We start from the raw sequence: 23,027 nt of genomic DNA on the forward strand, positions 1-23,027 counted from the left end.
ATGGTTTATGCAGAACTGTTCTGTCAGAGTAATTTCTCGTTTCTGACCGGCGCATCCCACCCCGAAGAATTGGTCATTCAGGCTGACTTTCTGCGCTATCACGCCATCGCGATTACCGATGAGTGCTCGCTGGCTGGCGTGGTCCGCGCCCACACTGCCATAAAGCAGCAACAACTGGGCATCAAGCAGATTGTCGGCAGCCTGTTTCAGCTTAATGACGAGTGCCGCTTTGTGTTGCTGTGCCCGAATCAGGACGCGTATGCTGAACTGTGCCGCATCATCACCAATGCTCGGCGGCGCAGTGAGAAAGGCCAATACAAACTGTCGGAATGGGATGTGATGTCGGCGCGCCACTGCCTGGTGATTTGGCTGCCGAGCCACACCGAGCGCGACAGGCACTGGGGGCAATGGCTGCGTCAGCATCACCCCCATCGATTATGGCTGGGCGTGCAACGCCACCTCGGGCCGCAAGACAACGCTTACCTCAGCCACTGCCGCACGCTGGCACGAGAATTAGAGATGCCAATTACCGCCTGCGGCGGCGTGTTGATGCACAACGCAACCCGCCTGCCCCTGCAACACATTCTGACCGCTATTCAACGCGGCCAACCGGTAGAACACATTCAGGCCCATTTGGTGAGCAATACCGAGCGTGCGCTGCGCAGCCAGGCCAAGCTGAGTAAACTGTTTCCGCCCGAATGGCTGCAAGAAAGTGTGCGCATTGCTGAGCGCTGTGAATTCCAGTTGGGCTCGCTTCACTACCGCTACCCCAGTGAGTTGGTGCCCGATGGTCACACGCCGATGGCCTATCTGCGCCAGCTCGTCGAGCAAGGCAAAGCGCTGCGCTTTCCGCACGGCGTGCCCGCCGACATCAACGCCACAATTGAAAAAGAGCTGACGCTGATTGAAGAGCTCGATCTACCCTACTATTTTCTCACCATTCACGACATTGTGATGTTCGCCAAACGCAGCGGCATTCTTTATCAGGGGCGCGGTTCGGCGGCCAATTCCGTGGTGTGTTACTGCCTGGAAATCACTTCGGTGGACCCACGCCAGATCAGCGTGCTGTTTGAGCGCTTCATCAGTAAAGAGCGCCAAGAGCCGCCGGATATTGATGTCGATTTTGAACACGAACGGCGCGAAGAGGTGATTCAGTATCTGTATCGCAAGTATGGCCGTGAGCGAGCAGCCTTGGCGGCGACGGTGATCAGCTATCGCTTTAAAAGCGCCGTGCGCGATGTGGGTAAGGCGCTCGGCATCCATGAAGCGCAACTCGATTTTTTCATCAAGAACGTTAACCGCCGCGATCGCGGTTTGGGCTGGCAAGCGCAGCTCACTGAACTGGGCTTGGAACCGCAGTCGCTCAAAGGACAGCAGTTTATTGAGCTGGTCAACGAACTGATCGGCTTTCCACGTCATTTATCGCAGCACGTCGGCGGTTTCGTGATTTCCTCCGGCCCGCTGTACGAACTGGTGCCGGTTGAAAATGCCGCCATGCCGGAACGCACCATTATTCAGTGGGATAAGGACGATTTGGAGAGTCTCGGGCTGTTTAAAGTCGATGTGTTGGCGCTTGGCATGTTAACCGCCATTCGTAAGTGCTTTACCTGCATTGAGCAGCGCCATCAGCGCAAACTCAGCATTGCCGATATCACCCGCCTGCAGGATGATGCCAACGTGTATGGCATGATTCAGCGCGCCGACACCATTGGCGTGTTTCAGATTGAATCGCGCGCCCAGATGAGCATGCTGCCGCGCCTGAAACCGCGCAGCTACTACGACTTGGTGATTCAGATTGCGATTGTGCGTCCCGGTCCGATTCAGGGCGACATGGTGCACCCGTTTCTCAAGCGGCGCGATAGGATTGAAGACGTCACCTACCCGTCTAAAGAAGTGGAAGCCGTACTCCAACGCACCATGGGCGTGCCGATTTTCCAGGAACAGGTGATCAAAATAGCCATGGTCGCCGCCGGATTTTCGGGCGGGGAAGCCGATCAATTACGCCGCGCTATGGCGTCATGGAAAAAAACTGGTGAACTGGCGAAATTTCGCACCAAGCTGATTAACGGCATGCTGGCGCGGGGCTATGAACTGGCGTTTGCCGAGCGGATTTACGATCAAATCTGCGGTTTTGGCGAATACGGTTTTCCGGAAAGTCATTCGGCCTCGTTTGCGGTACTGGCGTACTGCTCTGCATGGCTGAAATACTACTATCCGGAAGCGTTTTATACCGCGCTGCTGAACAGCTTGCCGATGGGCTTTTACAGCGCCTCGCAACTGGTTCAGGATGCTCAGCGTCACGGCATCGCGGTGCTACCGGTGTGCGTGAACGCCTCGCAGTGGGATCATCAAGTGGTCGAGCATGATCAGCAATGGGCAATGCGCCTTGGCCTGCGACAGGTAAAAGGCTTCAGCGAACAAGGTGCGCAATTGCTGCTGAGCGCTCGTCCGGCGCAAGGATTTCAGCACCCGGCGCAGTTGAAACGTTGCGGGCTCACCCAAAAGGACATGGAGTCGCTCGCGTCAGCCAACGCGCTGCACAGCTTTGCGCATAATCGCTATTCGACCCGCTGGACAATGATGGATTCGCTCTCCGATTTGCCTCTGTTTGAGCAACTAGAAGAAGCTGCGCCTGCGCTTTATCAACAGCCCAGTGACATGGATACCTTGGTCGAAGACTACGCCTCGCTCGGTTTGTCTCTCACCCAGCACCCGGTGACCTTGCTCGATACCGCAGGCGAACTGGGGCGTTTTACCCGCATGCGAGATTTGATTCAGTTACCGCACAAGTCGCTGGTCACCGTGGCAGGAATCGTCACCGGACGCCAGTCCCCTGGCACGGCGGCGGGCGTGACCTTTTTTACTCTGGAAGATGATACCGGCAACATCAATGTGGTGGTATGGCAAGCCACTGCGCGGGCGCAAAAAAGCGCCTATATCAGCGCCAAGATGCTGATGGTGAAAGGAATTTTGGAACGCGAAGGCAACGTAATTCACGTCATCGCCGGCCGACTTATCGACCTGACGCCCAAACTCCACCAGTTACAAACTCAGTCGCGGGATTTTCATTAACGTTGCGCGGTGCGTTAGCTTCACCGACAAAAAAAGCGCTGACAATTCAGCGCTTTTGAATGCAAGTGTACTTGGCTGCGATTAGAGAATTTCACGCATGCGATCTTGCACCGCTTCCACCAATCGGTCCGGCTGGAACTTGGAAATAAAACGGTTACAACCGACTTTCTGAACCATGGCTTCGTTAAAGCTGCCACTCAGAGAAGTATTGAGGGTAATAAACAAGTCCGCCATGCGCGGGTCGTTGCGCACTTCATGCGTCAGTTTATAGCCATCCATTTCCGGCATTTCAGCATCGGTGATCATCATCAGCAGCTCTTTGTTGATGTCTTTGCCTTTATCACACCAGCTTTTTAGTAGCTTCAGCGCTTCCAAGCCATCGCGACATTCGATGATATTCAGACCAAGCTGTGACAGCGTGCCTTTCACCTGGTTACGTGCGGTTGATGAGTCATCCACGATCAGAATATTACGTCCGACCATTTCATCCACCAGCGCAGGATCCAGCACCTCTTGTGAGATCGACACATCGTAATCGATGATCTCTGCCAGCACTTTTTCAACGTCGATGATTTCAACGATTTTAGTTTGGTCCTGCTCTTTGATTTGAGTAATCGCCGTCAGATAGTTTGAACGTCCGGCCGATTTTGGTGGCGGCTGAATCTCGGTCCAAGCGGTATTGACGATATTACGCACCTGCCCGACCAGAAAGCCCTGCACTGTACGGTTATATTCGGTGATGATCAGATTTTGCTCGGGGTTTTCTAAACGCGAAGGCGGAAAACCAATCGCGCGGCGCAAATCGATAATCGGCACCGGATCACCACGTAACGACGCCACACCAGTAATGTTCGGGTGCGAACCCGGCATTTTGGTGGTTTTCGGCATCTTAATGACTTCCCGAACCTTAAATACGTTGATAGCAAAAATTTGGCGACTATTTAAGCTAAATAGCAACAATTCGAGGCGGTTTTCCCCCACCAGATTGGTACGCTGATCGACCGTATTTAAAATACCCGACATACAAAATCCCAAAAGTGAATAACGCTCTATAGCTAAACAGTATAGCTATCTTCGCGAATGGTAAATGTAACCTGAACGGCAAATGTAAACCGGAGAGAGAAAAAAACGAAGAAAAACTTACCCTTCAACCACTTTCATCAGCAACAAACCATCGTACAGAGCCTGTTTGATCAGTGCGGCACCGGGCATGGTCGCTTGCTTATAAAAACGTGATTCCACCAGTTGTAAATCCTGATGGTAAACCGGCAGGCTCTGCTCTTCGATGCAACGCTGAATCGCAGGATAGAGTACATTTTTCGCCTGATTGATGACGCCACCAATCAGCACTTTTTCCGGGTTGAACAGGTTAATCACAATCGCTATCGCCGAGCCGAGATAACGGCCCAGTGTTTCTACCACGTCGACCGCAAGCGGATCGCCTTCCGCGGCCGCGGCACAAATGTCTTCGATCGTAATGTCTTCGTGCGCTTTTTCGCTCAGCGACGAGGCTTCACCGGCAGCAAGGCGTTCTGCCACTTGTTCACGAATGGCCTGCGAACTGGCAACCGTTTCCAAACAGCCAATATTACCGCAATGGCAGCGTTTGCCATTCGGATCAATCTGAATGTGGCCCAGCTCCCCGATATTACCGTGACGACCTTGTAGCACGCGACCATCAAGAATAATCCCCGCCCCCAAACCGTGGTGAATTGAGATCAGTACCGAGTTGTCGACGTCTTGCGAATGACCAAACAGTTTTTCCGCCAGTGCCCAGGCACGAGTGTCGTTGGCCACAAAGACCGGTAGGCCGGTCGCCTTATAAATCTCCGGCCCTAAAGCCAAGTTTGCCACATTGTAGTGTGGCATTTGCAGCACAATGCCCTGATCGGAATTCACCAAGCCAGGGAGCGTAATGGCAATGCTGGTGACGCGATCAAGCTGTGCAGCGTAAGTCTGGAAAAATTCGTCAATTTCAAACAGCAGTCGCTCTAATACATCATCCTGATCGATTTCGTGTATATCGATTTTGGTATCAATCAGTACATCGCCACCTAACTCATGGAGCGCTATGGTCAGGTAGCCACGTCCGAGACGCATGGAGAGAAATTGCCAGCCTTCATTGTTAGTTTGTAGCCCCACCGCAGGACGGCCTCGGCTGATGGCTTCTTGGACGGTGGTTTCGTGTATCAGGTGAGCTTCAATCAATTCGCGGGTGATTTTGGTAATACTTGCTGGCGCAAGTTCACTTTCTTTCGACAGATCGATGCGGGATATGGGACCTTTTTGGTCTATGAGTTTATATACACGGCCAGCATTGACCTGTTTGATGTGATCAATATGGCCTGGTTGAGCCATGTACATGGGGCGCTCCAGAATTCAATAACCTGCCAATTTTTTTACTTTGCGAAGTAATTGTGAAGCAATTTGGTGAATAGCCGTGACAGGCATCACGCATATACGTGGAACTTTGTGTTTTCAGTCAAATAGTGATCCATCTATTCCCGGATTCAATACCAGCTGGTCAGTTATTTTTCGGCATTAATTATCTTGTTGCAAAGCGTAAATATCCTTCAGGGCTCCCAAACTCTTCAAATATCTTGCATATACTTAAGGAGTCTCAATTCCTCTGTCCGATCATTTCAGGAGATCAGAATGACCTCAGCATTAAGAAGAACAAAAATTGTCACGACTTTAGGGCCTTCAACAGACAAAGGAGAAACTCTGGAAGCGATCATCCGCGCGGGAGCCAACGTAGTACGTATGAACTTCTCGCACGGCTCAGCCGAAGATCACAAAGCCAGAGCGCAGAAAGTGCGCGAGATTGCCGCCAAGTTGGGAAAACACGTCGCGATTCTGGGCGACCTGCAAGGGCCGAAAATTCGTGTCTCGACCTTTAAAGAGGGCAAAATTGAACTTATCGAAGGTGAACGATTTGTACTGGATGCCGATCTGGCACCAGGCGAAGGGGATCAGGATGCTGTCGGTATTGATTACAAAAATCTGCCAAAAGATGTGCAACGTGAAGACATTCTGCTGCTGGACGACGGCCGCGTACAACTACTGGTGGTTGCAGTCGACGGCAGTAAAGTACACACCACCGTACTGGTTGGTGGTCCGTTATCAAATAACAAAGGCATCAACAAAAAAGGCGGCGGCCTGTCTGCCGATGCGCTGACAGAAAAAGACAAACGTGATATTCAGCTCGCCGCTGAAATCAAAGTGGATTATCTCGCCGTATCGTTCCCGCGCAACGGTGCGGATATGGATTATGCTCGCCGCCTGGCCCGCGATGCCGGCCTCGAAGCCCGACTGGTTGCCAAAGTCGAGCGTGCGGAAACGGTCTCCTGTGACGAAAACATCGATGATATCGTGCGAGCATCCGACGTAATCATGGTTGCTCGTGGTGATTTGGGGGTTGAAATCGGTGACCCGGAACTGATCGCCGTGCAGAAGAAACTGATTCACCGCGCCAAAGCGCTGAACCGCATTGTAATTACCGCAACACAGATGATGGAATCAATGATCGCAAACCCGATGCCGACGCGAGCCGAAGTGATGGACGTTGCCAACGCAGTATTGGATGGCACCGATGCCGTCATGCTGTCCGGTGAAACTGCGGCGGGTAAATACCCGGTTGAAACCGTCAAAGCAATGGCAGAAGTGTGCATCGGCGCAGAAAAGATGATTGAATCCAACCAACAAAACTATCGCATTGATCGCTCCTTTACCACCGCTGAAGAGACCGTAGCCATGTCAACCATCTACGCAGCCAACCATCTGGAAGGTGTTAAAGCGATGGTGACCCTGACCGAATCCGGGCGCACCTCACTGATGACTTCACGTCTCAACTCGGTGCTGCCGATTTTCGCGATGTCGCGGAATGAAAGTACCCTTAACCGCTGTGCACTCTATCGCGGGGTCATGCCGTTCTATTTTGACAGCAAAAATGGCACTGGCTTTGAAGTCGCACAAGCGGCGCTGGAAGCGCTGAAAGAGAAGAAACTCCTCGCCTTTGGCGATCTGGTGATCATCACCCAAGGTGACATTATGGAGGTGGAAGGTTCCACGAACTGTATGCGTATCTTACCTGTCCTCTGATTGCGAAACCGTAAAAGGCCCGTAAACCGGGCCTTTCTATTTATCGCTGTTGTCGCTTATTCACCATGATCCGGCATCGAAAGCGCATGTTGTTTCAACCGTTCCGACTTGAGCTCGCTGGCATCAAGATAGGTTTTAACAAAACGAAAACCGGCTTCCCGCCCAAGTTCATAATCGTGCATCAGGTCGTCTGTGCTGCTCAACAACGAACTGGATTTGAGCGGTTCACTGGGTGCTATCTGCACAATAAACGTATCATCCGGTGGCGTGCGCAGAAAATCACACGTCAACGAATACGTCTGGTAGTGCACCATCAGCATGTCTGCCAGACCGGAATCAAACTTATCGCCAATCAGGTGGCTTAAACGGTAGATATCATCAGCGCCAAACAGCCAACGACCACCGTTTAAAGTACCAAGATGTTTGTGCTCCATCTTCGCCAGCTTAGATTTCTCGATCTGCTGATAGAAGAAGCTGTTCCAGTCATCTTTCCATTGGACGAGTTTGTTTTGCCACTGATTCTGAATGGTATTAAACGAATCCCGAAACCACTTCACGGGCTCATGTTGGGGTTCTATACGAATTGGCAATTCCGATTCATCTTCCAGATTCTCAGTACGAATCACGGCAATGAAGCGTGCTTCGCGGCGCCAGGCCTCCTGAACCGGAATCGAAGCCGACACGCCACCATCAATATAATGTTGATGAGCCAGTTCCACTTCATGAGGATACAAACGTGGGATTGCACAAGTCGCAATCAGCACGTTGCGCCAGTCCGGGCCAAGAATCGGAAAATAGAAATCGCTCAATGTTCGGGTCGAGGTCACCGCTGCAAACGCTTTTCGCTGACCAAGCACCTGACGGCCCATGTCCAAATCCAATCGATACGGATAATCACAAATCTTATCCAGTGCCCAGTCGAGATTTAAATACTGCTTACGCCGAATGTAACTAAACAGGTGGAAAAACTGCGGGTCAGTGGTTAAGTCGACAATAAAAGACTTACCCAACTCAGGTTGACGACACAAAAACGAGCTGATGTTCAGCGCGCCCGCTGACGTGCCAAAGAATTCTTCGAATGGATCGAAATTGGACATCATAAAGGCATCAAACACACCGGCGGTAAAAATCCCTCGCTGCCCGCCACCTTGAGCGACCAACGCGTTTTTTCCGCCGATAAATTTGGAGAGCCGAGTTAAATCGACCCGAGAGTCCAATTCAGAAACAGTTCCACTATTAATCATAAGCAGAACCCTTATTGCTTAACTTGTAATGGCGATGAGTCCAAAGCCAATCAATACTGCAAACACGGTCACAACGACGCAAAGTGCAAATTTGAAATCGCGTTCCATACACCACCTCCTTCGTGATATCGAAGTAATAACAGTGGTGCGACCCATGTTCAAGAATTGCTGGTTTTTCGTGCACGATTATGAAGTTACTATCACAATTACTCAACTAGCCCAGAAAAATTTCGAGGTTTGTCATGCGTAATCGCTATTTTGTGCTTGTTGCTCTGTCGCTCGTTGCTCCAGTGAAAGCCGCCGTCTACCTTACACCGTTTGTTGGTTATACCGTCGGCGGCGAAGTGGAAGACAGCCAGGGCAATGCCTATGACGTTAAACCTTCGGCAAGCTTCGCGCTGGCAGCTGAGATCCCCTATCAAACGGGTCGTTTCGGCCTGCTTTATGCCACGCAGCAGACCGACATTGACAACATCAACCACAGCGCTGCGATGCACTACCTGCAATTTCAAAGCAGTTTGTACTACCCGATCGACGAGGCATTCTCGAGCTATCTGGGCTTAGGGGTTGGCGCATCGTATGCCGATGTCGACTGGGCAGAGAATAAATACGGATTTTCAGCCAGCATTTTTACCGGACTGGAATATCGCTTCACCTCCAACATTGCTCTCAACACTCAACTGCGCTGGTTGGGGACGGTTGTCGACAACGATACGAGTGCTGTCTGCACCTCGGGAGACTCCACCAGCAAATGTCTAATTCACTTTAAATCTGACTGGATGAATCAGTTTTCTGCCAATCTTGGGATGACGATTCACTTCTGATGACATTGCGCGAGGAAGGTCAAAAATTGGAGAGATTCACTGAGGAGTGTATATTTTTCAGTCATACGCACTTTCATTAAATACAGTTATATCAATTGCATTAAGAGTTCTGACCAGTCGATTAATTTATTGATTTAATAATTTAACAAATATATAACTAATTAAAGAGCAAAAAAACAACAAAGAGGCCAACAACGCAGAACAAAATCACGTTTACAATCTATTGCCTTGTGCGAAAGATCTCTGTAGTCTCGAAACCAATGCGTAGCTGATTATTTCAGATTTCGCAAACACACATCGTAAAACTAAGAACAATATTCTGAGTTTTCTGTCAGCTAATAATATTTAAAACTAACTTTTTGCTGATTCATGGATGATAGAGCAAATTTATAACAATCAGACCACATTCTGATTGGTTATCACCTATCATTATGAAACAAGCAGCATAAGCTACAGAAAAGCTTCATACCTCAGGGAGTTGTAAAGGAGTAATCTATGAAGCGAGAACAATGGGGATCCCGTGCCGGATTTATTCTGGCAGCAGTCGGATCTGCGATCGGTTTGGGTAACATCTGGCGTTTCCCATACATGGCCTACGAGAACGGCGGCGGCGCCTTTTTCATCCCTTACCTGTTTGCCATGATCACGGCAGGTATCCCGTTCATGATCCTAGAATTTTCTATGGGTCAGAAAAACCGCGGTTCTGCACCAGCCACTCTGGCACGCATCAATTCCAAGTTCGAATGGCTGGGTTGGTTCCAAGTGGGTGTTGCAGCGGTGATCGCCGTTTACTACGTGGCGGTTATCGGTTGGGCAATCTCTTATTTCGGCATGTCTTTCGACCAAAGCTGGGGTACAGACACTAACGCTTTCTTCTTTAGTGATTATCTGGGTCTGGGTGACAACTCACCAACGAATCTGGGTGGCATTCAGTGGAAAATTGCGATTGCGATGACCATTGCTTGGGCAATTACTTATGCTGCTATCGTCGGCGGCGTGAAGTCCGGTATCGAGCGTGCATCGAAAATCATGATGCCAATCCTGTTCGTGATGGTTCTTCTTCTGATCGCTCGTATGATTTTCCTACCAGGTGCTCTGGATGGTGTGAACTACATGTTCGAACCTGATTTCAGCAAAATCTGGGATGTGAAAGTTTGGGCAGCGGCATACGGCCAGATCTTCTTTACCCTGAGTATTGGTTTCGCGATCATGCTGGCTTACTCTAGCTACCTGCCAGAGAAATCAGACATCACCAATAACGCGTTCATGACGGTACTGATCAACTGTGGCTTCTCAATTCTGGCCGGTATCATGATCTTCTCGGTTCTGGGCTACATGGCACAGGAACAGGGCAAACCACTGACTGAAGTTGTATCTGCAGGTGTTGGTCTGGCGTTTGTGACTCTGCCAGCAGCAATCAACTTGCTGCCAGCGCCATACATCCTTGGCCCACTATTCTTCCTGGCACTAGTGGTTGCAGGCCTGAGCTCACACATCTCTATCATGGAAGCGGTAACTTCTGCGGTTATCGACAAACTGGGTTGGAGCCGTAAGAAAGCAGCAAACATCGTGATTGGCGTAGGTTTCATCGTCTCAATGGCGTTTGCAACCAACGGCGGCCTGCTGCTGCTTGACTTGGTTGACCACTTCGCCAACAACGTGGGCATCATGGCAAGTTGTCTGGTTGAACTGGTTCTGATGACTTGGCTGATGAAGATCTCTGATGCACGTAAATACGTGAACTCCATTTCTGACTTCAGTGTGGGTGTGTGGTTCGATATCTGTCTGCGCTTTATCTCTCCAGTGATTCTGGCGATCATCGTGGCAACCAAACTAAGAACACTATTGACTGAAGGCTACGGTGGCTACGACCTGACTCTGGGTTGGGTTATGATTGCAGCCCTGTTCGTCATTGGTGTGGCGATCAACCTAACCAGCCGTAAGGAGAACTACTAATGACGACGAGTGCTATCGTAATGATGATTATCGGTTTAGGCATTACTTGGGGTGGCGCAGCCATCTGCATCAAGAAAGCAATGAATAAACAGTAATTCCTGAAAAGGAATAAAAAAGCCGGCACGCATGCCGGCTTTTTTGTGTTCTGCGATTAGAAACGGTAGGTAATACCCAGCGCCGCTCCCAGTTGCAATTCTGGACCTGAGTGCAGGTTGAGCTCAGGGTGCACCTGACCATACAGATTGAAGTTTTGGTTGATCTGCCAGTCCAAGCCAAGTGGAACGCGCACACCAAAGTCATCATCCCATTCAGCCCAGCCGCCCGCGCCAACATACCAATCAAAAGGTACATTCGGGTTATTAAAGCTGCCGCGTTGAATAATGTAATCAAACGCTGCGCCATCATTTCCCAGAGTAAAACGGTATTGGTTGTTCACTTCCAGAACTGCGCTCAGTTGTTGGTCCACCGCCATGCCGACTTTCAGGCTGTTACCCTGCTGCGCAAAAGCCGTCAGCGGCAATCCCAAAAGCAGTGCCGTCATCCCTAATGTCTTCATATATTCATTTCCTGTATAGGTTTTGATGTCGGAACAAACTTTAGCCGAATGGCGTGGTCCCTATGTCAATCCAGAGTAAGGGGAAATCAAAGCTATTGTTGAAATGGCCAGACACCAGAAAAAATAAAAGGAGACTACAGAGTCTCCTTTTACTTGAGAATAATGAAAGAGTCGTGATTAACCGTGGTTACGGATCCACTCATCCATTTCGGTTTTCAGATTATCGGACTTAGTACCAAAAATGGCCTGCACGCCTCCTGAAACTACAACCACACCTGCGGCGCCGAGTTTTTTCAGTTTGTCCTGATCAACTTGCTCGGTATCCGCAACGGATACGCGCAGGCGAGTGATACAGGCATCCAGGTTAGTAATGTTGGCTTTACCACCGAATGCCGCTACCAACTCACCAGCCAGTTCCGTGCCTTGCGCGGAAGATTCGTCTGCCGCTTCGTCTTCACGACCCGGCGTTTTCAGATCCAACGCTCGAATAACAAAAGTAAACACCACGTAGTACAGCACAGCATAGGCAACACCCAAACCCACCAACATTGGCATGTTCTCGGCGCGTGGCGACTGAACAACAAAGTCAATGAAACCGTTCGAGAAGGTATGACCATGTACCACACCCAGCGAATTGGTTAGCACATAAGCCAGACCTGCCAACACCGCGTGAATACCGTACAGAACCGGCGCGATGAACAGGAACGAAAACTCGATAGGTTCAGTAATACCAGTCAGGAATGAAGTCAGCGCCGCTGATGCCATGATACCCATCACTTTGGCGCGGTTCTCTGGTTTGGCACAGTGCGCAATAGCAAACGCGGCAGCCGGCAGACCAAACATTTTGAACAGATAACCACCCGCAAGCTGACCAAAACCATTCCCTGCAGCGCGAGATGCATCGTCCGCCGTCAGGAAACACGTCATGATGCCATGTACGGTTTCACCTGCACCGTTGACACACGTGCCCGCTTCGTAGAAGAAAGGAACGTTCCAGATGTGATGAAGACCAAATGGGATAAGAGAACGTTCAACCACACCGTAAATACCAAACGCCAGAACCGGGTTCTGATGTGCAGCCCAATCTGAGAATGTCGCGATAGCGGCACCAATGGGTGGCCAGATAAAAGAAAGAATGACACCCAAAACAATCGACAGGAAACCCGTAATAATCGGCACGGCGCGTTTACCTGCGAAGAAACCGAGATACTCGGGTAATTGAATTTTATAGAAACGGTTAAATGCCCAGGCAGCGACGCCACCAGCAAGGATACCGCCCAGCACACCCGTATCGATTTTCTCGACACCCATCGCCATCGCCATCACTTTCAGTGTCGCGACCATGATGCCGTAACCTACGATGGCGGAAAGTCCGGATACACCGTCGTTATTGGTGAAACCTAATGCTACACCGACGGCAAACAACAATGCCATCTGCCCAAATACCGAGCCGCCCGCTTGCTCCATCAAATTCGAAACAATATCCGGCAGCCAGCTGAAATTGGCAGCACCGACCCCAAGCAAAATACCCGCAACTGGGAGCACCGATACTGGAAGCATCAGCGCCTTACCCACTTTTTGCAGGTTAGCAAAAGCGTTCTTAAACATGTTTATGCTCCTGATTAACTTATTGGAATAAATGGGTTCTAACGGCATACCCCCGTAGCCTAAATGTTAGCACCCAATAGAAATGTAACCACTCGGGGATTATATTTTTCGTCTCTAAATATAGTTTGATAACACTCAAACTTTATTCACTATGCCGAGCATTTGTTACAGAAATCTCTACCAGGTCTATTTAGGCGACGATATTAGGTTTAAAAGATGCGGAATAAGGACAATGGAATACAGGGGACATTCCTATTTAGGAACGAGAGTAACAGGGGCATAAAAAAGCCCGCATAAAATGCGGGCTTTTCATTCATTAGTGCTCTAGCCTTTTTCGTGCTCGGGTTTCATGCAGAGGCTCAACGTCATACATGTAGAGTTGAATGGCCGAATAGGCCGCATACAAACCCAGTGTGGCACAGAAAAAAACAATCTTCTCTTTTTCGCGAGATAGGTAAGTCGACAAATCCTTAGGCTTTATCCACTGACCACTGTCGACTCGCAGCAGATATTTTCCCAGAGACTTCCCTATCAGGTTAAAACAGATAGCACCGAAACCGAGATATATGCCGATAAAGACCAACAGCATCAGCAGTACAATCAGTAACAGGACAGGCAACGCCATCGTATCGTTTAGCGATAAACCTCCAGTTTTTTCACTGAAGAGCCCTGTTACGACTGCCAGCAGAACCGTCACCACCACCTGAGTGAACATCTTCGCCACCATGGCATCGATGATAAAGGCACCGGTTCTTCTGAATTTGTCACCAATACTCATTACTTACCAAGCAGAGAGTTGATTTGAGCTTTGTAACCTGCAGCTTCAGCGCCGTAGATTGCCTGGATACCAGTGTCGCCAACTTTAACCAGACCGCGAGCACCCAGCTCTTGAGTCCAGTAATCGTTACCTTTCACTTGTGCACCATCTTTAACAGTGATACGCAGACGAGTGATACATGCATCTACATCAACGATGTTTTCTGCGCCACCCAGGGCTTCGATCATGTCTTTTGCTTTCTGGTTGTCACCTGCTGAACCGCTTTTCGCTGCGTGGTAATCTTTCTTAGATACTACCGCTACTGCGCTGCCTTTACGACCTGGAGTTTTCACGTCGAACTTGATGATGAACCAACGGAATACGAAGAAGTAAACGAATGCGTAAGCGATACCCACTAGAGGGATGAAGTACCAGTGGTTTTCAACACCGGTTAGGCCTGGAAGCATACCGAACAGGGTAAAGTCGATGAAACCACCACTGAATGTCATACCAACTTTAACGTTCAGCATATCCATCAACATGAATGACAGACCAGCTAGAGGAACGTGAATCGCGTAGTAAAGTGCTGGAGCCAGGAACAGGAATGTGAATTCGATTGGCTCAGTAATACCAGTCAGGAATGCAGTCAGAGCAACAGAGAACAACAGACCACCTGCCGCTTTCTTGTTCTCATCATCAGCCAGTGTGTACATCGCGTACGCAGCTGCTGGCAGACCGAACATCATGAATGGGAATTTACCAGTCATGAAGTTAGTTGAAGTGAATTGCGAGAAGTCACCCGTTGCCAGAGAAGCAAAGAAGATGTTCTGAGTACCTTTAACCACTTCACCAGCGATTTGAGCAGTACCACCGATCTCTGTCTGCCATAGTGGCAGGTAGAATACGTGGTGCAGACCAACAGGAATCAGAGAACGTTCGATGATACCGAAGATCAGAGACGCAATGTAACCGTGACCAGATGCAGTCATTTCACCCAGAGCAGCACCGATTGCACCGAATGCAGCACCGAAGAAAGGCCAGATGAAAGTCAGTACGATACCGTAGAACAGCGCAGCAAATGCACTGATGATCGGAACGAAACGCGCGCCACCAAAGAAGCCTAGGTAATCAGGCAGTTTCGCATCGTGGTATTTGTTGTGAAGAACAACAGTAACTGCACCTGCAATCAGACCACCAAATACACCCATACTCAGAGTGTTGGAGATACCCAGCATATCTGCCAGTACGCCCGGGTATTCGCTACCCATCAGTACTACAGTGTTGGTATCCAGGTTGATCATGCTTGCTACAACCAGAGTCTTAGCAATCGCCACGTTCATTACTAGGTAAGAAATCAGCGCTGCCAGTGCCGCAGCACCTTTCTCTGCACGAGCGAAACCTACAGCAATCGCCAGAGCGAACATAACAGGAAGGTTAGCGAATACGATACCGCCCGCTGCTGTCATAATTTGTAGGAAGCTGTTCAGAACAGTTCCGTCTTGAAGCACACCGATGTTGTACGCTTCGATCATTGTAGGGTTGGTAAAGCTCCCCCCGATACCCAGCATGATACCCGCTGCAGGCAGCAGTGCGATGGGTAACATAATGGATTGTGAAAGTTTACTAAAGAAACCTTTCATACATTTATGCTCCTGATAAAGTTATTAGAATTGTTGAGTTCTGACGGCACACCCCCGTAGCCATAGTGTCAGTGCTCAATGAAAATGTAACACAATATGCATTATATTTTTCGGCTCTAAATATATATTGATGCCCCTCAAGCTTTCTAGTTTGGAATGAAATTTAGTTTCAAAGTAATAGACAGATCACAATCCCCCGGCTCCTTTGAAATCCTTTACATTTCATCTATCTATCTGTTTTTATTGATATAAAAATTACTAAACATTAATTTTGCTTAGTGAATAAATTCGATCGCATTGTTATTTTTCGTAACAAAATTACATAAGGATGAATTTGAGCCACATTTTCAACATTTTTCGTAAACAAGCGCAATTTTTAGCTTACTCAGAATAAATAATAGAAAAAAAGAGAGCCTGAGCTCTCTTTTTAGCCAAAGTTTTCTTTCTATCGCAAAAAAAGATTGTGGTAGTTTTGGGTGGTTTTTTCAGCAACTTCGCTTAATGAAACCCCTTTCAGTTGCGATATATACGCAGCAACCTCGACCACATAGGCTGGCTGATTCTGTTTTCCTCGGTGCGGAACCGGGGCAAGATACGGAGAATCCGTTTCGATCAACAGGCGATCCAACGGCAGTTGTTTAACCACGTCTTTCAGCTCTGTGGCTTGACGAAACGTCACGATCCCAGAGATCGAGATGTAAAAGCCAAGATCCATCGCCGCTTGTGCAAAAGGCAGATCTTCCGTAAAACAGTGAATCACGCCACCACATTGATCTGCACCACCTCTACGCAACATGTCCAGGGTATCTTGACGCGCATTACGGGTATGGATAATCAATGGTTTGTTTAGTGCAACCGCGGTGTCTATCTGCTGAGAAAAACGCAGCTTCTGAAGTTCTGCCGTTTCCGGTTGGTAGTGGTAGTCCAAGCCGGTTTCACCAATCGCGACTACTTTCGGGTGCTTGGCGTACTCGTGAAAACGATCCAGTTCAAAATCGCTCTCCACATCCAGCGGATGCACGCCACAAGAAGCGTGAACATTATCAAACGGAGTGATCATCTCCAGCATGTCCGGGAATGAGTCTAACGTCACACCCACTGACATCAGCTGCTTCACGTTAGCCTGACGTGCTTTTTCAATCACATCTTCAATGCCGTTGTGTAAATCCTGATAATCGAGTTTGTCCAGGTGACAGTGTGAATCTACAAACATGCTTCCTCATTAAATTTCAGTAACCAATCGGTGATCACCAGCTCGCTGTTTAAGCCGCTGAAAACACGCAGTTGTTCAGACAGTTTAGCCAATGCTTCGGTCTGCTGCTGCAAAAGCGCGAAGCTGCAAGCCTTGGCGACGGCCAGGCAACCTGGCGTCATATGGTTTTGTGCCAGACTAAAGTGCGCTTTCTGGGCATCCGTCATCAGATACCACAACCAGTTTAAGCGGCTCTGCGGCTCACTGGCCGCGAGTTTGGCACATTCTAGTTGGCTGAGTATGTCGCCTTGAATTGCCTGAATAAACTTCGTTTCCAGTTCCTGATATTGTTTCATACCACCGGACGCAATGAATTCTCGGGTCAGCAGCGGCGCATTGCCATGAATGTGTGAAGCAAACGCGGGCACATCTTGTTGCAGTTCTCCCGCCAACCACTCCGCTACCAACGATGCAAACGGTTCTGCCACTGTGATTTGCTGGCAGCGGCTGACAATCGTCGGCAACAAATGATTGATACGTGAGGTCAGCAGCACAAAAACACACTTTTCTGCCGGCTCTTCCAATGTTTTCAGCAATGCGTTCGCCGCCGATTCATTCATCGCTTCAGCGGGCTCAATCACAATCAGGCGATAACCTGACAACTGTGAGGATTCCTGCGCCAAGCGATTACATTGACGAATCTGGTCAACACTGATGGTTCGCCCCTCTTTTTCCGGGCGAACAAGATGATAGTCGGGATGACTCCCCGACTGCATCAGATCGCAGCCGTGACAAAAGCCGCAGGGCTCACTGCTGTGGGTCTGACACATCAGTGCGCGGGCAAATTGCTCCGCCATTTGAAATGTGCCAAGTCCAGCTGGCGCTGAAATCAGAGTGGCCGAAGCAAAGCTCTGCTCATTCAGACGCTGCTTCCAGCTTTGCCAAGCGTCCGCTAACCAAGGATAGATGTGTTGCATAGTGATTCCTTAAGCGCTCTGCAACCAGTTTTCCAGCGCTTGCTTGATGTCGTGCGTAACCTGCTCAATGGTCTGCTCTGCATTGATGGTCACCACGGCGTCATCAGCGGCGGCCAATTCCAAATAACGCTCACGAGTACGCTCAAAAAAACTGATGTCCATCTTTTCGATGCGATCGAGTTCACCACGGCCACGGGCACGTTCCAAGCCGACTTTCGGATCGATATCCAGATAGAGTGTAAAATCGGGCTTAAATGCGCCGAGTGTGGTTTGTTTGAGGCTTTGCATAGTTTCACGTGCGATCTGGCGACCACCGCCTTGATAAGCCTGAGAAGACATGTCATGGCGGTCACCCACCACCCACTGTCCCTGTTTTAACGCAGGTTTTATCACGTTCTCGACCAATTGAACGCGCGCCGCATACATCAGCAGCAGTTCGGTCATATCCTGCAGAACTTCACCTTCATGCTCTTCTTTCACCAGCGCGCGCATTTTTTCTGCCAGCACTGTGCCGCCCGGTTCACGCGTGCGTGTGATGTTCTCAATGCCATGGGCATGGAGTGTCTCAACGACCGCTTGAATAGCCGTACTCTTACCTGCGCCCTCAAGGCCTTCTACTACGATATATTTTGAATTCATTACTGTTGTCTGAGCTGTTTTAAGTAAGCGCGTACCGCGCGGTTATGTTCTGTAAGATTCTTTGAAAACACATGACCACCGTTTCCACTGGCGACGAAATAAAGATACGCGCTCTGCTCTGGGTTCAATGCGGCGCGAATCGACGCTTCGCCAGGCATCGCAATCGGCGTTGGCGGCAATCCATTGATCACGTAGGTGTTGTACGGTGTTGGTGCACGCAGATCCTTTTTACGAATGTTGCCGTCGTAATTATCGCCCATACCGTAAATCACGGTTGGGTCTGTCTGCAGGCGCATTCTTTTATTGAGGCGATTGACGAACACCGACGCAATGCGTTCACGCTCCGATTCCACCGCGGTCTCTTTCTCAATAATTGAAGCCAGAATCAGTGCTTGGTATGGGGACGTCAACGGCAGGTTTTCCTGACGGGTTTCCCAAGCACTATTGAGAATGCCTTCCAACTTGCGGTGGGCACGCTTGAGAATATCGAGATCGCTGACCCCTTTAGTGAAATGATAGGTTTCCGCCAGAAACAGCCCTTCGAGTTTTGACTGCTCGATGCCCAATTGTTTGGCAATGTCCGCTTCCGAACTTTCGGTTAACGTATGCTTGAGCTGTTCATTTTGTTCAAGGATCGCCATCCATTCGCTAAAGCGGCTGCCTTCTACAAACGTAATCGCGAACTGATGCTCTTTGCCCGAAACCAACAATTTCAGCGCTTGTGCCAGCTTCATATCAGGCATCAGCTGATAAGTACCCGCTTTAATCTGTGTCAGTTCCGGATGGAAACGACGAACCAGTTTTTCAGCAAACTGAGAGTCTATCCAGCCATGTTTGGTCATGAGGGACAGTGCGCCATTGAGGCTAGTGCCTGACGGGATCGTCACCAGTTGTTCGCTTTGAATATCGAGAGGTTGTGACAAGTAAACATCCACTTGTTTAGTCACATAGAAGTACCCCACGGCTGCCAGAGCCAATAAGGTAAATAGCAGTGAAACGAGTTTTTTAATCACGAATTAAAGCTCTCCTGAAATCGTCGTGTGTAAAAACCGATGGAATAGTGCTGCCCGGCAAGCGCCGTTACCGGTGCGACTTCCATAATCGCATTAGAAATAAATACTTCGTCGGCATTGTCGAGATGGTCGAGCTCAAACTCACCAATCACCACTTTCAAACCGAACTTCGGAGCATCCTGAATAATAAGCCGCCGCGCAATACCAGACACGCCAGCATTATCGAGACTCGGCGTATACAACGTTTCCCCTTTTATCCAGAACAAGTTTGCCATGGTGGTTTCCACCAGATGGCCGTGAATATCCAGACAAACACCATCAGCAAACCCTGCTCTGTCCATTTCCCCTTTCAACAATACCTGCTCCAGACGGTTGTTGTGTTTGTGTCCGGCCAATAATGGATTGATACCCATACGATGGTGACACACGCCAAGGTGAAGTCCGTGTTGCTGCCAATCAGCATAGTGACCAGGGAAAGCAAAGTTGCTAATAGTAACATTGGGCTGAGTTAAATGCGCGGGACTGTAACCACGTCCGCCTTCACCTCGGCTGATGTGTAATTTAAGACCGGCTCTTTCGTCACCCAGGGTTGCAGCGTCCAACCAGGAACGAATTTGTGCCCAATCAGGCAGAGGAATGTCTAACAAATTCAGGCAGGCTTCCATGCGCTCAATATGATATGGCCAATGCTGAATGTCGCCCTGCTTAGTTAGGATGGTGGTAAAGCAACCATCACCATATTGGAAAGAGCGGTCTGCGATTGCGACCGTGTCACGGGGTTCACCGTTGTGCCAGAACATTTTTCTTCTCCCTGAAAAAAGAAACGGCTTAATGCTAAGCATCAAGCCGTTTCAACTCAAGTAAAGTTCAATGAAAATGCGGTGATTATACGCGCTTGAAGATCAGTGAACCGTTTGTGCCACCAAAGCCAAACGAGTTACACATCGCGTATTCCATGCCTTCCACTTTACGTGCTGTGTGCGGAACCAGATCCACGCCCAGACCTTCTTCTGGATTATCCAGGTTGATGGTTGGCGGAACGATTTGGTCGACCAGCGACAACACCGTAATGATAGCTTCAACCGAACCGGCGGCACCCAATAGGTGACCCGTCATTGATTTGGTAGAAGAGATCAGAACTTGTTTTGCACCGTCTTCGCCCAGAGCGCGTTTGATACCTTTCACTTCCGCTACGTCACCCGCTGGAGTAGACGTACCGTGCGCGTTCACGTAGCCGATTTGAGTACCTGCTACTGCTGCATCACGCATCGCTGCTTCCATTGCCAGTGCGCCACCCGAACCATCTTCACTTGGTGAAGTCATGTGGTAAGCGTCACCAGACATACCGAAGCCTACGATTTCTGCGTAGATTTTCGCGCCACGCGCTTTCGCGTGTTCATATTCTTCCAGAACCATCACGCCTGCACCGTCACCCAAAACAAAACCATCACGGTCTTTGTCCCATGGACGAGAAGCTTTTGTTGGCTCATCATTGCGTGTAGACAGTGCTTTCGCCGCACCAAAGCCAGCCATACCCAGAGGGGTTGACGCTTTTTCGCTACCGCCTGCAACCATCGCTTCCGCATCACCGTATGCAATCATACGAGCTGCGTGACCGATGTTGTGTAAACCTGTAGTACATGCAGTTGAAATCGCGATGTTAGGACCACGAAGACCACGCATGATAGATAGGTTACCCGCAACCATGTTCACGATGGTTGAAGGTACAAAGAACGGGCTCACTTTACGTGGACCTTTCTCCATAAGCGCCTGATGACCTGTTTCGATCAAATCAAGACCACCGATACCAGAGCCGATTGCAACACCGACGCGTGGAGCGTTTTCTTCAGTGATTACCAGACCAGAATCGTCTAGCGCTTGGATACCCGCCGCAATACCGTACTGGATAAACAAATCCATTTTACGGGCATCTTTTTTAGACATGTACTCTTCGCAGTTAAAATCTTTTACCAGACCTGCGAAACGAGTTGAGAAATTTGTTGTATCAAAGTGTTCGATATTCACGATACCACTTTGACCAGCTAGCAGGGCTTTCCAAGAAGATTCTACAGTGTTGCCTACCGGTGACAACATACCCATGCCAGTGACAACGACACGACGCTTGGACACGATCATATTCTCCGGAAATGAAAATTCTATGAGAGATTATAGATGAGTGAGAAAAACTCAGGCGGCCAGAGGGCCGCCTGGGGAGAGACATTACTGAGCGCTGTTTACGTAATCGATCGCAGCTTGAACAGTAGTGATTTTCTCTGCTTCTTCATCAGGAATCTCAGTGTCGAATTCTTCTTCCAGAGCCATAACAAGCTCAACTGTGTCCAGAGAATCCGCACCTAGGTCTTCAACGAAAGAAGCTTCGTTTTTAACTTCTGCTTCGTCTACGCCTAGCTGTTCAACGATGATTTTCTTTACGCGTTCTTCGATGTTGCTCATTTTTCTTTTCCTTTACAGATTTCGCCTAATGCGATGATTCCGTAGTTTATTCGAACTAGTGAAAGTTGCAAGGGGGACCTTGCTGGTCAAACCACAAATTTGGCGATTTTAACCGAAATTCACACCATTTTTGACATATATCATGCACAAATCTTGCGCATTTCACTGACAAGTTTTGGACGAAGTCAACATTTTACTAAACCAGTTTCGTTCATTTCGCCCCAAACTTGGCCTTAAACCATGTACATTCCGCCGTTAACGTGCAGAGTTTCACCAGTAATGTACGCTGCTTCCGGAGATGCCAGGAATGCAACCGCGGATGCGATTTCACGTGGATCCCCCAAACGACCTGCTGGCACTTGTGCTAGTGTAGCAGTACGTTGGTCGTCATTCAGCGCTTTTGTCATATCCGTTTCGATGAAACCTGGAGCAACTGTGTTCACAGTCACGCCACGAGATGCAACTTCACGCGCCATTGACTTGGTAAAGCCAATTACGCCCGCTTTTGCTGCTGCGTAGTTCGTTTGACCAGCGTTGCCCATTGTACCGACAACAGAACCAACGTTGATGATACGACCTTGACGTTTTTTCATCATGCCACGTAGTACAGCTTTAGACAGACGGAAGATAGACGTCAAGTTAGTATCCAGGATATCCGTCCATTCGTCATCTTTCATGCGCATTAGCAGGTTATCACGAGTGATACCTGCGTTGTTCACCAGAATATCGATGCCGCCAAATTCGTCGTTGATGCTTTTCAGCACAGACTCGATAGAGTCTACGTCTGTCACGTTCAACGCCAAACCTTTACCGTTATCGCCTAGGTACGCGCTGATTGCATCTGCACCGCTTTCACTGGTTGCCGTACCGATTACTGTGGCACCACGTTCAACCAATAGTTCCGCGATCGCTTTACCGATACCACGGCTTGCGCCAGTTACCAGGGCAACTTTGCCTTCCAGGTTCATGAAATTATTCATGTTTATTTCCTATT

General features: G+C 49.3%; 21 protein-coding genes. 5 read left to right on the top strand and 16 right to left on the bottom strand.

The features are described from left to right. Nucleotides 1-3,072 carry an error-prone DNA polymerase gene (locus JIG40_RS04660; protein ID WP_199464864.1) on the top strand — a complete coding sequence of 1,024 codons (3,072 nt, stop codon included), beginning with the start codon at nt 1-3 and terminating at the stop codon, nt 3,070-3,072. An 81-nt stretch (nt 3,073-3,153) separates the two neighbouring features. Here the strand turns inward: JIG40_RS04660 and JIG40_RS04665 are convergent, their stop codons facing one another. Together JIG40_RS04665 and JIG40_RS04670 are read right to left on the bottom strand one after the other, a co-directional pair. Beyond that, the gene (locus JIG40_RS04665) at nt 3,154-4,095 is read right to left on the bottom strand and encodes a chemotaxis protein CheV (RefSeq protein ID WP_024374820.1); all 942 of its coding nucleotides are present in this window, start codon (nt 4,093-4,095) and stop codon (nt 3,154-3,156) included. Nucleotides 4,096-4,212: 117 nt separating this feature from the next. Further along, complete coding sequence (locus JIG40_RS04670) at nt 4,213-5,436, bottom strand: ROK family protein (RefSeq protein WP_020329890.1); 1,224 nt, start codon at nt 5,434-5,436, stop codon at nt 4,213-4,215. A 291-nt stretch (nt 5,437-5,727) separates the two neighbouring features. On the opposite strand from JIG40_RS04670, the gene pyk reads away from it, so the two are divergent. Beyond that, complete coding sequence (pyk, locus tag JIG40_RS04675; protein WP_199464865.1) at nt 5,728-7,173, top strand: pyruvate kinase; 1,446 nt, start codon at nt 5,728-5,730, stop codon at nt 7,171-7,173. A gap of 56 nt (nt 7,174-7,229) precedes the next feature. Here the strand turns inward: pyk and JIG40_RS04680 are convergent, their stop codons facing one another. Beyond that, nucleotides 7,230-8,417, bottom strand: a complete 1,188-nt coding sequence (locus tag JIG40_RS04680; protein WP_020329888.1) for a DUF6363 domain-containing protein — start codon at nt 8,415-8,417, stop codon at nt 7,230-7,232. An 18-nt stretch (nt 8,418-8,435) separates the two neighbouring features. Further along, nucleotides 8,436-8,525 carry a YnhF family membrane protein gene (locus tag JIG40_RS04685; RefSeq protein WP_032081448.1) on the bottom strand — a complete coding sequence of 30 codons (90 nt, stop codon included), beginning with the start codon at nt 8,523-8,525 and terminating at the stop codon, nt 8,436-8,438. Between the two features lie 134 nt (nt 8,526-8,659). Here JIG40_RS04685 and JIG40_RS04690 point away from each other — a divergent pair, with 134 nt between their 5' ends. The 3 genes from JIG40_RS04690 (at nt 8,660) to JIG40_RS04700 (ending at nt 11,292) form a co-directional block, all read left to right on the top strand. Continuing rightward, on the top strand, nt 8,660-9,241 hold the full coding sequence (locus tag JIG40_RS04690; RefSeq protein WP_024374738.1) for an outer membrane beta-barrel protein: 582 nt from the start codon (nt 8,660-8,662) through the stop codon (nt 9,239-9,241). A gap of 495 nt (nt 9,242-9,736) precedes the next feature. Beyond that, nucleotides 9,737-11,197 carry a sodium-dependent transporter gene (locus JIG40_RS04695; protein ID WP_024374739.1) on the top strand — a complete coding sequence of 487 codons (1,461 nt, stop codon included), beginning with the start codon at nt 9,737-9,739 and terminating at the stop codon, nt 11,195-11,197. Then, nucleotides 11,197-11,292, top strand: a complete 96-nt coding sequence (locus JIG40_RS04700; RefSeq protein WP_104408473.1) for a MetS family NSS transporter small subunit — start codon at nt 11,197-11,199, stop codon at nt 11,290-11,292. The genes JIG40_RS04695 and JIG40_RS04700 overlap by 1 nt, the downstream gene beginning before the upstream one ends. A 56-nt stretch (nt 11,293-11,348) precedes the next feature. Here the strand turns inward: JIG40_RS04700 and JIG40_RS04705 are convergent, their stop codons facing one another. The 12 genes from JIG40_RS04705 to fabG all read right to left on the bottom strand — a co-directional run bounded on the left by JIG40_RS04705 (nt 11,349) and on the right by fabG (nt 23,001). After that, nucleotides 11,349-11,753, bottom strand: a complete 405-nt coding sequence (locus JIG40_RS04705; RefSeq protein WP_020329885.1) for a hypothetical protein — start codon at nt 11,751-11,753, stop codon at nt 11,349-11,351. Nucleotides 11,754-11,930: 177 nt separating this feature from the next. Continuing rightward, nucleotides 11,931-13,361 (bottom strand): PTS glucose transporter subunit IIBC, encoded by a 1,431-nt coding sequence (gene ptsG / locus JIG40_RS04710; RefSeq protein ID WP_047462629.1) that lies wholly within the window; start codon nt 13,359-13,361, stop codon nt 11,931-11,933. Between the two features lie 316 nt (nt 13,362-13,677). Continuing rightward, nucleotides 13,678-14,139: a hypothetical protein gene (locus JIG40_RS04715; protein WP_020433344.1), complete on the bottom strand. Its 462-nt coding sequence runs from the start codon at nt 14,137-14,139 to the stop codon at nt 13,678-13,680. Continuing rightward, nucleotides 14,139-15,758: a PTS transporter subunit EIIC gene (locus JIG40_RS04720; RefSeq protein WP_143682593.1), complete on the bottom strand. Its 1,620-nt coding sequence runs from the start codon at nt 15,756-15,758 to the stop codon at nt 14,139-14,141. The genes JIG40_RS04715 and JIG40_RS04720 overlap by 1 nt, the downstream gene beginning before the upstream one ends. Nucleotides 15,759-16,203: 445 nt before the next feature. Beyond that, nucleotides 16,204-16,971 carry a YchF/TatD family DNA exonuclease gene (locus tag JIG40_RS04725; RefSeq protein ID WP_199464866.1) on the bottom strand — a complete coding sequence of 256 codons (768 nt, stop codon included), beginning with the start codon at nt 16,969-16,971 and terminating at the stop codon, nt 16,204-16,206. Beyond that, entirely contained in the window at nt 16,962-17,927 is a 966-nt protein-coding gene (holB, locus tag JIG40_RS04730) for a DNA polymerase III subunit delta' (protein ID WP_199464867.1), read from the bottom strand. Before holB ends, JIG40_RS04725 begins: the two co-directional genes overlap by 10 nt. 9 nt (nt 17,928-17,936) lie before the next feature. Continuing rightward, a complete protein-coding gene (tmk, locus tag JIG40_RS04735; protein WP_154184158.1) occupies nt 17,937-18,566 on the bottom strand; it encodes a dTMP kinase in 630 nt (209 codons plus the stop codon). Then, entirely contained in the window at nt 18,566-19,579 is a 1,014-nt protein-coding gene (mltG, locus tag JIG40_RS04740; RefSeq protein WP_061056269.1) for an endolytic transglycosylase MltG, read from the bottom strand. The genes tmk and mltG overlap by 1 nt, the downstream gene beginning before the upstream one ends. Continuing rightward, entirely contained in the window at nt 19,576-20,379 is an 804-nt protein-coding gene (gene pabC, locus JIG40_RS04745; RefSeq protein ID WP_055452495.1) for an aminodeoxychorismate lyase, read from the bottom strand. Before pabC ends, mltG begins: the two co-directional genes overlap by 4 nt. Before the next feature lie 85 nt (nt 20,380-20,464). Then, complete coding sequence (fabF, locus tag JIG40_RS04750) at nt 20,465-21,709, bottom strand: beta-ketoacyl-ACP synthase II (protein WP_024374329.1); 1,245 nt, start codon at nt 21,707-21,709, stop codon at nt 20,465-20,467. 90 nt (nt 21,710-21,799) lie between these two features. Continuing rightward, the gene (gene acpP / locus JIG40_RS04755) at nt 21,800-22,033 is read right to left on the bottom strand and encodes an acyl carrier protein (protein ID WP_014204679.1); all 234 of its coding nucleotides are present in this window, start codon (nt 22,031-22,033) and stop codon (nt 21,800-21,802) included. A 233-nt stretch (nt 22,034-22,266) separates the two neighbouring features. Beyond that, nucleotides 22,267-23,001, bottom strand: coding sequence for a 3-oxoacyl-ACP reductase FabG (fabG, locus tag JIG40_RS04760; RefSeq protein ID WP_024374330.1), 735 nt, complete (start codon nt 22,999-23,001; stop codon nt 22,267-22,269). Nucleotides 23,002-23,027 lie beyond the last annotated feature (26 nt).

Source organism: Vibrio sp. bablab_jr001 (genome assembly GCF_016464285.1).
GTDB classification, from domain to species: Bacteria; Pseudomonadota; Gammaproteobacteria; order Enterobacterales; family Vibrionaceae; genus Vibrio; species Vibrio fluvialis.